Origin of the sequence: Phyllobacterium sp. SB3 (assembly GCF_040009165.1) — a bacterium.
Lineage (GTDB): Bacteria > Pseudomonadota > Alphaproteobacteria > Rhizobiales > Rhizobiaceae > Phyllobacterium.
On sequence record NZ_JBDYKI010000010.1, the window covers coordinates 143,943 to 156,624 of the forward strand.

8 protein-coding genes are annotated in these 12,682 nt (G+C 53.7%); all 8 read right to left on the minus strand.

Annotation, left to right across the window (positions count from 1 at the left end):
* Positions 1-139: 139 nt before the first annotated feature.
* Positions 140-1,471, minus strand: coding sequence for an esterase-like activity of phytase family protein (locus ABKW30_RS26200; protein ID WP_348601929.1), 1,332 nt, complete (start codon positions 1,469-1,471; stop codon positions 140-142).
* Positions 1,472-1,784: 313 nt separating this feature from the next.
* Positions 1,785-2,534 carry a polysaccharide deacetylase family protein gene (locus ABKW30_RS26205; protein ID WP_348601888.1) on the minus strand — a complete coding sequence of 250 codons (750 nt, stop codon included), beginning with the start codon at positions 2,532-2,534 and terminating at the stop codon, positions 1,785-1,787.
* Positions 2,535-2,606: 72 nt separating this feature from the next.
* Complete coding sequence (gene ppdK, locus ABKW30_RS26210) at positions 2,607-5,276, minus strand: pyruvate, phosphate dikinase (RefSeq protein WP_348601889.1); 2,670 nt, start codon at positions 5,274-5,276, stop codon at positions 2,607-2,609.
* A 146-nt stretch (positions 5,277-5,422) separates the two neighbouring features.
* Complete coding sequence (gene smc, locus ABKW30_RS26215; protein WP_348601890.1) at positions 5,423-8,881, minus strand: chromosome segregation protein SMC; 3,459 nt, start codon at positions 8,879-8,881, stop codon at positions 5,423-5,425.
* An 81-nt stretch (positions 8,882-8,962) separates the two neighbouring features.
* On the minus strand, positions 8,963-9,649 hold the full coding sequence (locus tag ABKW30_RS26220; RefSeq protein ID WP_348601891.1) for a DsbA family protein: 687 nt from the start codon (positions 9,647-9,649) through the stop codon (positions 8,963-8,965).
* A 133-nt stretch (positions 9,650-9,782) separates the two neighbouring features.
* Positions 9,783-10,283, minus strand: a complete 501-nt coding sequence (locus ABKW30_RS26225) for a DciA family protein (RefSeq protein ID WP_348601892.1) — start codon at positions 10,281-10,283, stop codon at positions 9,783-9,785.
* A 30-nt stretch (positions 10,284-10,313) separates the two neighbouring features.
* A complete protein-coding gene (locus ABKW30_RS26230; protein ID WP_348601893.1) occupies positions 10,314-11,288 on the minus strand; it encodes an SDR family NAD(P)-dependent oxidoreductase in 975 nt (324 codons plus the stop codon).
* Between the two features lie 16 nt (positions 11,289-11,304).
* Positions 11,305-12,624, minus strand: a complete 1,320-nt coding sequence (locus ABKW30_RS26235) for an O-antigen ligase family protein (RefSeq protein ID WP_348601894.1) — start codon at positions 12,622-12,624, stop codon at positions 11,305-11,307.
* Positions 12,625-12,682 lie beyond the last annotated feature (58 nt).

Consider the following 12,682-nt stretch of genomic DNA (forward strand, 5'->3'; position numbering starts at 1 on the left):
AGCCTGCCGAAGGGCGAACCACGCACTATAGTTATGCCAGCATTAAAATGCTTTCAAAGCCGAATGCATTGTCGCAGAAATCGGTCCAGAAGCTCAATTTGTGCCCGATCTCTGCGGCAATCATTATTCCCGGTTCCGGCTATTTCGCCTTGAGCAGATCGCCAACTTCCAGAATGACAAATTCATTGTCGTCAGCCTTGTCGACAGCGCGGCCAGCTGAAAATGGCAGGTTGTTATCATTGCCAACGATGATGTGGGTATCGTCTACAACGTCAACATTTTCGATGGTGACGAAAGGCATGTCGTAGAAGCCTTCACCGCCGCCCTGACGCTTTTTGTTGTCCGGATCGGCGATCTTGAGCAGGTCGATATAACCGATCTTGCGAACAGCTTTATCCACGTTGGCGTCAGTCATCTCAATCTTGTAGATGCGCTTGTGCTTGGATGGCTTGTCGAAGCAATCCGGTGTTGGCGCTTTTGGATCAGGGCAAGCTTTTGCGTCCGTTCCTGCGCCATTGTCGCGCTCGATCACCAGTGCTGTCGTATCATCGATCATATTGAAATCACCGATGGCTTCGCCGCCTGCGGATAGCGGATAAAGCCAGCTGCGGCCTGTCCAGTTCTTCGCAACAACGTCAAATTCGATAACCCGCAGCGCTGGCTGGTCCTCAACTTTTTCAACAGCGCCATCGTCTCCGAAGAGTGGGCCTTCCAGCAGAGCGTATAGCTTGCTGCCATCTTTCGATTGCGCCAAGCCTTCATAGCCGCCGGAGCGCTTCAGATTGAAAGACGGGTTCTTGAGTGTCGGGTTGGCTGGCAGGCTGATCGCAGGATTGTCTGGTGAGCGAACATCCCTGTCACCAACTTTAGTTGCGATGACATCCGTTACCTTGCCCTCAAGCGTTACCTTGACCAGATAAGGCCCAAACTCTTCGCCCAGCCAGAAACCATCGGCAACCGGCTGGATGGATTCGATATCGAGATCGCTGCCGGTCAGATAGCGCGTGTCGCTGCCTTCCATCACAATCGGAAAAGGCACCTTCTTGTCGGGGTCACTCAGGAAAATTGTCTGCTTACGTTCAACAGTTCCCTTATCCCAGTCAAAAGCCAGATGATGCAGCATCAGCATGGCATCGACGGAGTTCAGCTTCGTTCCAAATCCATTATCGGATAGCGACCAGTAGGTTCCATCGCCGATAGCCTTTATCCCCGAAAAACCCTGAACCGGCTGCCCGTCAAATGGCAGGGACAGATTGGTAAGCCGCACTCCGTCGTTACCCGGCACAGTTCCAAGCTCTGCCGCGCGTTTGCGATCAGCAGTTGTAAATTTGCCTGCTGCCTTCAAATGTTCCGGCGCATTTTCCGGGGCCTTCACCAAAGTGTTGGCAGGCAGGATTGCATGGGAAACAAGCTTGGCTGGAAACTCCTGTTCAGCAGCTTGAACCGGCATGATCATCAAAGTGGTGGACATAAGAAAAGCAAAAGAAATTGAGCGCATGAGGCATCACCATTTCGGGTTGAGGTATGAAAATCTCGACAACGCTTAGGTGTGCATTGTGTCCGCGGTTTTATGTTTTCATGACGGGCAGATGAAGATGAGCCGCATCGGGTCCACGTCACCAAGTCACGAGACAAGTTTCTGTAGTGAAATTGTCGGGTTTGGCGCGGCCTTGCAGCGTTTCGTTATCTTTTCAGACAGAAATCGCCGGGGGACAAAGAAAAATCGTCGTTTTTCGCAGCAAATTCGCTATCTGGGGTGGTGTTTTGGTTGTGCCTAGTTGAATTCAGGCATTGGGGCCGATTGGCTTCTCGCTTTCGACCACATCGCTCAGGCGTACAAAATGGAAGCCTTTTTGTTTCAGGCTGAGGATACCCTTTACAACGCCTGCTCCTGCTGCCCGACTTGGCTGATTGATGTGCGCAATAATGACATCGCCATCCTTCGCAGCGGAAATCCGCTTCTCCACTTGGCCCGAAAGCAATGATGCGCCCATGTCAGCGTTGAGCGAATAGCCTGCAACCCGGTACCCCATTTCATGAATGAGCTTGATTGCATTATCGCTATAGCGAGCGGTCGCGTCGCGGTACCAGATCGGCTTTCCGGCAGCGACCGCCTGCATTGCATTTGCCCCGCCTTCGATCTCAGACCTTATGGCAGGGATCGATCCGGCGGTTTTAAGTCCGAACATCAAGGGCTGGTTATCGATCGCTGGAATATGGCTAAGGCCATGATTTTCCAGTTCAAACAGCTCAGGATGCGCCTTCATGATGGCAACGGAAACGGCATTGCGCTTCAACCATCGGCCGGTAACGAAGATCGTTGCAGGTATCCTGTTTTCCACCAAAGCAGTCAATATCCGCTGATCGGTCTGGCCCGAACAGGCATCAAGCGTCAGGGCCACTTGCGGCGCAGTTGCACCGCCTTTTGCAATGTATAGTTGTGGCTCGACAAAATGCGGATGGTTTCCCGCGTTGGCCGCTCCCGCTGCCAGGGTGATGGAGCAGGTGAGAAAAAATACTGAAATGATACGCATGATATTGCCATAAGCAGAGGAGCCTGCGCCGGATTAGCGCCCGGAAACGAGCGGAATTGTGGCAATAAACCCCTATTTTTGCTTGGGTTTTGCAGATGCCTGCGCCGCAGCTAGACGAGCTATCGGCACACGAAACGGAGAGCAGGAAACATAGTCCAGTCCCACGCTGTCGCAGAAGTGAATCGATGCCGGATCGCCGCCATGTTCGCCGCAAATACCGAGCTTGATATTCGGGCGTGTAGCCCTGCCCTTCTCTGCTGCCAGCCGTACCAATTCACCGACACCATCGACATCGATCGAGACAAACGGGTCCTGTTCGATGATGCCTTTAAGCTGATAGGTCATCAGGAATGAAGACGCATCATCGCGGGAGATACCGAACGTGGTCTGCGTCAAGTCATTGGTTCCAAAAGAGAAAAACTCGGCAGCTTCAGCAATCGAATTAGCGCGGATTGCAGCGCGCGGTAATTCGATCATCGTCCCGACCAGATAATTGATCTTGATATCGGCTTCCTTCATGACGTCCGCTGCGACGGCGCTGATGCGTGCCTTGACGAAATCCAGCTCTGCCCGCAGGCCCACCAGCGGAACCATGATTTCCAGTTCCACGGGCGCCCCGGTGGACTTGCCTGCCTCTACTGCCGCCTCGAAAATGGCCCGCGATTGCATCTCGGCAATTTCAGGGTAGGAAATCGCCAGACGGCAACCACGATGTCCCAGCATCGGGTTGAATTCATGCAGAGATTCCGTTCGCTCCCGCAGCTTGTCGGAGCTGATATTCATGGCCGCAGCAACTTCGGCAATTTCCTCATCAGTCTTCGGCAGGAACTCATGCAGTGGCGGGTCCAGCAACCTGATTGTCACCGGAAGGCCATGCATAATTTCAAATAACTCAATGAAGTCAGCACGTTGCATCGGCAGAAGCTTGTCCAGAGCCGTACGGCGACCCTTTTCATTTTCAGCCAAAATCATCTCGCGCATGGCAATAATGCGCTCGCCTTCAAAGAACATATGCTCGGTGCGGCAAAGCCCAATTCCTTCCGCGCCGAAGGAACGCGCAGTACGCGCATCGTTGGGCGTCTCGGCGTTGGCACGAACTTTCATGCGCCGCGCGCCATCCGCCCATTCCATGATCTTACCGAAATCACCTGACAGTTCAGGCTGAAGCATCGGCACAGCGCCCTTCAGAACCTGACCAATTCCACCGTCAATCGTGATGATATCGCCCTTTTTGAGGGTGACTCCCATGGCAAGCAATGTCTCGTTGCGATAGTCAACGCGAAGCGCTCCTGCGCCCGAAACACAGGGCTTCCCCATGCCACGTGCAACCACCGCAGCATGACTGGTCATGCCGCCACGCGTCGTGAGAATCGCTTCCGCCGCATGCATCCCATGAATATCTTCGGGACTGGTCTCGATACGCACCAGAATGGCTTTACGGCCTTCCGCTTTGAGCAGTTCTGCGTCTTCAGACGAGAAGACAATCTCGCCCGTTGCCGCCCCAGGTGAAGCAGGAAGGCCTGTTCCGACGACTTCGCGCTTTGCCTTCGGATCGATTGTCGGATGCAGCAATTGATCAAGCGAAGCGGGTTCGATACGCAAGACCGCCTCTTCACGGCTGATCAAACCTTCGTCGGCCATCTCTACGGCGATCTTCAGCGCAGCCTTTGCCGTGCGCTTGCCGGAGCGGGTTTGCAGCATCCATAATTTACCATTTTCAATAGTAAATTCAAGGTCTTGCATGTCGGTATAGTGCTTTTCGAGCTCGTCCGAAACAGCACAGAATTCAGCGAATGCCGCTGGCATGATCTTTTCCAGCGAGGGCTTGTCGGAGCCTGCGGCGATACGCGCTTCTTCGGTAATGTTCTGCGGCGTGCGAATACCCGCAACAACATCCTCGCCCTGAGCGTTGACCAGAAACTCGCCGTAGAGTTTTTTTTCACCCGTTGACGGGTTTCGCGTAAAGGCAACACCGGTGGCCGATTTATCGCCCATATTGCCGAAAACCATGGCCTGCACGCTGACAGCAGTTCCCCAGCTTTCGGGTATGTTATGCAGACGTCGATATGTGACCGCGCGCGCATTCATCCAACTCGAAAAGACCGCGCCTATTGCACCCCAGAGCTGTTGTTCCGGGTCTTGCGGGAAAGGTTCTTCAAGCTCTTCTTCGATCTTGGCCTTATACTGCGAAACGACGTTCTTCCAATCATCTGCAGTAAGCGCCGTATCGACGTCATGCCCCAGATTGGCTTTCGTATCTTCGAGAATCTCTTCAAAAACCGAATGATCGAGCCCCATGACCACATCGGAATACATCTGGATAAACCGCCGGTAGCTGTCATAGGCAAATCTTGGATCGCCTGACTCGCGTGCGATTGCTTCAACGGTCTCATCGTTTAGACCGAGATTGAGAACCGTATCCATCATTCCCGGCATGGAGGCACGAGAGCCGGACCGCACGGAAACCAGCAAAGGTTTTTCACTATCGCCAATGGCGCGCCCGGTCACACCGGCAATGTGCTCCAACGCTTTCGTGACTTCCTTGGCAAGTGTTTCCGGATAGCTGCGCCCGTGTTCATAGAACCAACTGCAAACTTCCGAAGTGATTGTAAAACCTGGGGGAACCGGCAAACCAAGCGAGCACATTTCGGCAAGATTTGCACCTTTTCCGCCTAGAAGGTTGCGATCCCCCGCAGAACCTTCTGCCTTGCCATCCCCGAATGTGTAAACCCACTTTACCATTGCAGCCTCCCATGCCGCTAAGCTTCAATGAGGTCTACGCGATGATTGCATAAACTGCCAGCGGCAAATGCTGCAATGCAACATTCAAATCGATTAAGGGAGTAAATCCGCGTTAAGCCTTGAAATGTTTGGTCATTTCTTAAGCGTTAGCTCGCCTCGCGTAGTTGCTCTGCAGTCTGGAGATCGACTGAAACAAGCTGACTGACGCCCTGTTCTGCCATGGTCACGCCGAAAAGCCGATTCATGCGGGCCATGGTGATCGGGTTATGGGTAATGACGACGAAGCGGGTATCGGTTGATGCAGCCATTTCATCCATAAGGTTGCAGAAGCGCTCGACGTTATGATCGTCGAGCGGTGCGTCCACCTCGTCGAGGACGCAAATCGGGGCTGGATTTGTCAAAAATACCGCAAAAATCAAAGCCATGGCTGTGAGCGCTTGCTCCCCACCAGACAGCAAGGTCATTGTTTGCGGCTTCTTGCCGGGAGGTCGGGCCAGAATTTCAAGCCCGGCTTCCAACGGATCATCGGACTCGATCAGCTGTAGCTCTGCTGTTCCGCCACCAAACAAATGTGTGAAAAGCCGCTTGAACTGGACATTCACCACCTCAAAAGCTGCCAGCAGGCGCTCCCGTCCTTCACGATTAAGACTCTGAATTGCCTGACGCAGCTTCTTCACCGCCTCGATAATGTCTTCGCGCTCGGTGACAATCGCTTCCAGCCGGACAGAGAGCTCTTCCTGCTCTTCTTCAGCCCGCAGATTTACAGCGCCTAAACGTTCACGCTCAATTTTGAGCCGTTCGAGATTGCGTTCGGTCGCGTCTACCTCTGGCAATGGGTCGTTGGGACCAAGGCCGGTCAACCGCATCGTCTCGTGCGGAGCACAGTTCAATGCCTCGAAAATGCGTGCTTCCGTATCTTTGCGGCGCTCCTGTGCAGCAGACAAGCGTTCTTCAGCGCGAGCCCTGCCCTCCCGGGCAGTTGCAAGTGATTGGATGGCTTCCGTTGCTGCGCGATCAAGCTCCTGCTGCTTTGCCTCGGCTACGGCCAGTTTGTCACCAGCGCTTTTCCGCAGTTCCTCGGCTTCCGAAAGCTGCGAAAGCAGGGCTCGATTGCGCTCGGCAATTTCGTCTGGCGCATCGGCCAGATTGACTGCCTCTCTTTCCGCCTCCAAACGCCGTTCACCGAGTGACCTTATCTGCCGATCGGCATTCTCTGCGCGAGTAATCCAGCTCTTGCGCTCAAGCCCAATCGATTCGAGGCGGCGTATGCGCGCTTCCGCTTCACGCCTTAAACCGTCATAGACTGCACGGGCCTCGGCAAGGGTTGCCCTGTCGAGCGTCACCTCTGCTGTAAGAGCAGAAAGCCGACGGTTCAGTTCATCCAAATCGGCAGCGCTCTCAAAGCGCATCTGCGTTTCGACAAACTGTTCCTGCGTCTCTTCAAGTGTTTCAGAGAGCCGGGATTTTCCTTCGTCCAGGGCAGCGCGCCTGCTGAACAGCTGGCCAGACGCCCGTTCCGCTGCGGCCAGCGCTTCGCGAGCATCATTCAAAGATCGCTGCCGGGAACGCCAGTGCTCCCGTGTGGTGCGCTCATTATCAACCGCGTCACGGACGCCTTTCTCGGCTTCTCCAATAGCAGCTTCCGCGGCGCGCAACTGCTTTGTTGCTTCAACAACCTCGAGATCAAGTTCCGCCAGACGATTCTTCTGGGCAAGCCGGAGCGCCGCAGGTGTCGGAGCGTCCGCGCTGGCCGTATAACCATCCCAACGCCATAATGCTCCCGACTTGCTTACCAACCGTTGGCCGGGCTTCAAAGCAGCCTGCAACCGTTCGCCATCTGCCTGTTCAACAAGGCCGATCTGGGCAAGCCTGCGTGCCAATTGGCGTGGAGCGCGAACAAATTCTGCCAGCGATCTGACACCTGCTGGCAAGGTAACGTTATCGAAAGACGAGGGAAGTTCGCCCCAGAAAACCGGGGCTGAATTATCTATTGGCGCATCGAGATCTTCGCCAAGCGCAGCACCAAGAGCCGTTTCATAGCCCTTTTCGACCTTTATCGCTTCCACGATTGCCGGAAAGAGGTCCGATGCACCGGCATTGAGCATCTTGGCCAAAGTATTTGCTTCAGTCTCGACACGTCCGAGATTGCTGCGAGCTTCCTGCAATGGCTGGCGCAATGCTGCTTCTCTCTGGCGTGCTGTCTCCACTGCTGCTTCTGAAGTAAAAGTAGCTTCTTCTGCCTGAGCAAAAACCGCTTCCGCTTCCTCAACGAGTCTTTGCTTTTCAACAGGATCAGCCAAAGCAGATATCTGCGCCGCTACCGAGTTCAACTCCTGCTCGACATCACCCACTTGCCGGATCAGACGGTCACGCCTTTCGGATATCTCGCGCAGGTTCCGCTCAATTTGTGCCCGTTCCGCCGAGGCTTCTGCCCGCTCAGCGGTAATTTTCGCCAGTGCCGTCTCGCTTTCCTTCAACTTGGCTTCGGCGCGCTCAAATTCTGCACGCGTTTCCAGTTCACGTGTCCCGGCATTGGTGTTTTCGTCGTTGAGTGATTGCTCTTCTGTTACCAAGCGCTCCAGCACATCGGCATTGTCGCTTACCATCTGCTCTTCACGGGCAATGTCTGCCGTGAATTGCTGCAAGCGCTTCTCGATTTCGCTCTGGCGTGCGCGAACACGTTCAGCTTCTTCCTGTAGCTGCGATCTGGCAATGGTCAGGCGCTGCAGTACCGCTGCGGCCTTCGCCTCTGCATCACGCAAATCCGGGAGATGATGGGCACCGACAGCCTGCTCCTTGGCAGCATTCATCTGGCGCTGCGCCTGCTCGCCAACGCCCGATGTCGCAACCGCCAGAGCAGATTGTGCTTCGCCCTCCTGAGCTTTGGCAACAGACCACTTCAGATGCAGAAGGATCGCTTCCGAACGCCTTATATCAGCCGAAAGACTCTTGAAGCGGCTGGCTTGGCGCGATTGCCGTCTCAAGCTTTCAATCTGGGTCTCAAGCTCGCCAACGACGTCTTCCAGCCGTTCGAGATTCTGCTCGGCAGCACGCAAGCGCAGCTCTGCTTCGTGGCGGCGCGTATGCAGACCGGAAATCCCGGCAGCTTCTTCCAGCAGGGCGCGGCGCGCCTGCGGCTTGGCTTGAATCAGCTCGCCAATACGCCCCTGCCCGACCATTGAAGGTGAACGCGCACCCGTCGACTGATCGGCAAAAAGCAATTGTACATCCTTGGCACGGGCATCCTTGCCATTGATACGATAGACGGAGCCAGCCTCGCGCTCGATGCGGCGGGAGACCTGCAGCTCATCGGAATTGTTGAATGCGGAAGGCGCAGTGCGATCCTGATTATCGAGAAAAAGCGTTACTTCCGCCGTATTGCGCGAGGGCCTCGTGCCTGAACCGGAAAAAATAACATCATCCATGCCGGATGCGCGCATGTTCTTGTACGAGCTTTCGCCCATCACCCAGCGCAGAGCTTCAACGAGATTGGATTTGCCGCAGCCATTAGGGCCAACAACACCAGTCAGACCGCCCTCGATGACGAATTCGGCAGGCTCAACAAATGATTTGAAACCGAGAAGGCGCAGTTTGGTAAAGCGCATCAGATGCCCTTTCCAACAAATACGCCAGGAATCGAAACGGCGGACACAGTTACGCGCCCGCCGTAAATCTGGTTGCGGGTATTACAGCAGGCCGTCGATGATCGCTGACATTTCGTCAACCGATAGGGCTCCCGTGTATTTGGCGCCATTGATGAAGAAGGTAGGGGTCGAATCCACACCAAATTCATTGGCACCACGCTCACGCACAGCATTCACATCATCCAGAAGCTTTTGGTTCGTCAAGCAAGCTTTGAATGACTCCTGTGTAAAACCGGCCAATTTGGAGATTTGAAGCAGTGGTTCTTCTGCATTTGCAGCCGCAGCCCACTGTTCCTGCTGTTTGAACAGCACCTCAACCATTGGATAGTAACGATCTTCCGGTGCACAACGTGCCAGCATGAAAGCTGCTGCGGCACGCGGATCAAACGGGAATTCCCGCAAGATCAACTTGGCTTTACCGGTGTCGATGTATTTTTCTTTGATCGTTGGCAAAGTCGTCGTGGAGAAGTGCGCGCAATGCGGACAGGTCATTGAAGCGTACTCGATGATTGTGACCGGCGCTTCTGCCTTGCCAAGAACCATATCTTTCAAACCACTTGCCGCAACGAGCTTGGCTTCGTCCACCTTGCCCGTCGAGTTTGGTACTTTCACGTCCTTGGGCGCGGCAGCCTCCTGCGACCATGCGCTGGTGCCAGCCGTGACAGCAATGGCAGCCGTCGAAACAGCAGCAAGGCCCAGAAGTTTTCTGCGATTCAGCAATTCAGTCATCAGGATCACCAGTCTCCGGCGTTGATCAACAAATAGAAGTTATTTGCAGCGTTAAGGCTCAATGGCAGTCTCTTTAAGGCAGGTTTTACATTCTGTCTTTGAATTTTTCGTGATGAGGCATGCCGACTCGAACCTAGCGCTTGATCTTTTCAGCATGAATACTTTGGCCCAATCTTTCCAACGCGTCACGTAAGCTGTCATCCTCGATCTTTTCCACCGAATGGCTGATCTTTGCGCGGGTTGATGCATCTACCGGAGGAAGCTCCCGGCGCTTGGTAACAGGCAAAGCCACAGGTTTCTGCTCGATCTTGATACGCCCGACTGCTGCAAAACCAAGGAAGGCATTTACGCGACTGATAATCTCACCGGTTTCGTGGCTCATTCGCATCGCCGTAAAGCCCTGACAGGCAATAATCAGGGTTGCAGGCTGGAAAGGATCATCCTCATGCGCCCGTCGCGGCCAGAGCAGCTTGAGAGGCCGTGATTGCCGCCCCAGTTCCGGACCTACAACCTCCTCCCATGATTGGACGAGTTCTATGGTGATTCCGGCGCGCTTACGCAGCACGGGATCAAGAATACCAGCTGCAGGATCAGCAAGAGGACGAAACCCCTTTTTGCTACGATCATTGCTCATGGAAACTGATCGAATTAGCGAGAATATACATCATCGGCCATTATAGCCGCGAAACCATTCTACGAACAACGGCAAGCCATCTTCCAATTCCACAGTTGGGGCAAAGCCCAGATCGCGCGACGCCAAGCCAATGTCAGCATAGGTGCGCGCAACATCGGCAGGGGGCATCGGTTCAAATTTCTTGATAGCTTCCCGCCCGCAAGCCTTTTCAAGGATTTCGATGAAACGCATCAGGGCAACAGGCTTGTTATTACCAAGATTGTAGATCGGTGCAGTTTCATCGGGGTTCGACAATATCCGGCGAACGGCCGCATACACGCCATTGACGATATCGTCGATGAATGTGAAATCCCGCTCCATATTGCCGTGATTATAAACCTTGATCGGCTCTCCCCGCAAAATCGCATCGGTGAAAAGCCAAGGTGCCATATCAGGTCGCCCATAAGGTCCGTAGACCGTAAAAAACCGCAGGCCGGTAGACGCGATTTTATGCACATGCCGGTATGAATGGGCGAGAAGTTCTGCCGAACGCTTCGTGGCGGCATAAACAGAAACCGGCTGATCAACTGGATCACTCTCGGCGAATGGTACTTTCTTGTTTGCACCATATACCGAAGAGGAGCTGGCATAGACGATTGGGGGGCGTTTGGACATTTTGCAGGCTTGTTCAAACACAGTCACCTGTCCCTGAACATTTGCATCTACATAAGCTGCAGGGTTTTCGACCGAATAGCGTACGCCTGCCTGCGCAGCCAAATGCACTATGATATCTGCGTCAAGATCATTGGCGATGGCCGCTGCCAGATCGTGCGGGTTAGTTATATCCGCATGCACGAATCGATTGTCGGACTTTCCCTGCAATACGGAAACGCGGGCTTCTTTAAGAGCAACAGGATAATAATCATTGAGATTATCTATAGCGAGAACGTCAAATCCCTCACTGACGAGACGGCTCGCGACGTGAAACCCGATAAACCCCGCTGCACCGGTTACAATTGCCTTCATTAACAGATTTTCTCACTTAGCTTGTTCGTTTACCCAGTACTGCTTTATCAGTCTCCGCCTGCATAGCGACTTGCGGAACAGACAGATAGGCTGATTCTCCCGCAATCCAACAAAGCACTATCGTGAGGTAGATGAAAACTGCATCCGTGGCATCATGACCAAACATGATGCCGAACATTCCGGTAACGACATAACTGGTTACGAGCAGAAGTGAAACGGCAATTGCGATATCGCGGCCCGGACCGGAGGGTTTACGCCAAGCGGCGATGAGCGGCGCTGACAAAAGGGCCAAAATACCCAACAGACCGACTATCCCTCCATCGACCGCAGCGTTCAGGAATCCGTTGTGAACATGGGTGAATGACAGTTCCTTACCCGCGGGCATATTCAATGCACTATTGACTTTGTCCATGCGATTCTGAGGGCCGTGGCCGATCAAAGGAGCTTGCAGGAAGGCCTTAACGCCCCCCTCCCACAGAAGCAGACGGGCTTTCAAAGAACTTACCTTGCTTGGCGTCTCATCCAGCTGAGAAATATCGACCTCCAACGCTTCGTAACGCTCTTTTACCTTCATGCCGGCAATAGCAAGTACAGCAACAATCAGGATTGCCAACGCAATCTTGATTGTTCTGCTGATTGCTGGAAGGTCCTGACCTCGCAAGTACCAGAAAAGAATTGCAAAATTGAACGGCATTACGAGCCATGCTGAACGCGTCCCGGAGAGAAATGCACACAGAAGACCGCACGCAAAACCTGCAACCGCTATTATGCGCTCCGTTTTGCTCTCAGAATGGGCATTCAAGAGCGAAATGCTTCCGAACAGCACAGTAAACAATCCAAAGACGGCCGCGTTGCCCGCACCGCCTTCCGCCCGAGCGGAAAGAAAAGCGATTTGTATGATACTGAAAATCAAAGAGCCGATCATTCCAATCCCCGCACCAGTGATGAGGAATGGAAGCAAGCGTCCGGCAATACTCACCCGGAGACGGGGGATAACAAACCAGACCGCCAAAAACGGTATCATCTTGAGCAGGAAAGTCTTGTCATCTGATGCGTTGGGGTGCATCACGACCGACAACAAGGTCGTCAAAACATAGAATGTGATGCATGAGGCGACTATTTTATCAGTGCGGGTAAGCTCGAATGGAAAGCGCTTAGTGACAAGCGAGATAACCGCCCAGGTAAGCGCGCACACCAGCGTCACTGAAGTTCCGCTTGCAAGAAGGCCAGGGAAAAGCGCAAAAACAAACGTGAAAATACGGTTATTGCGATCAATTCCCACAAAATGCCCCTTGGAGGGGATCAGTAGCGCTTTGGTTAATTGGTCTGGAAACATGATGATTCCGAATATGACTGAAACTGGCACTTGCCGCCAGTTTATAAGTAATGTCGTT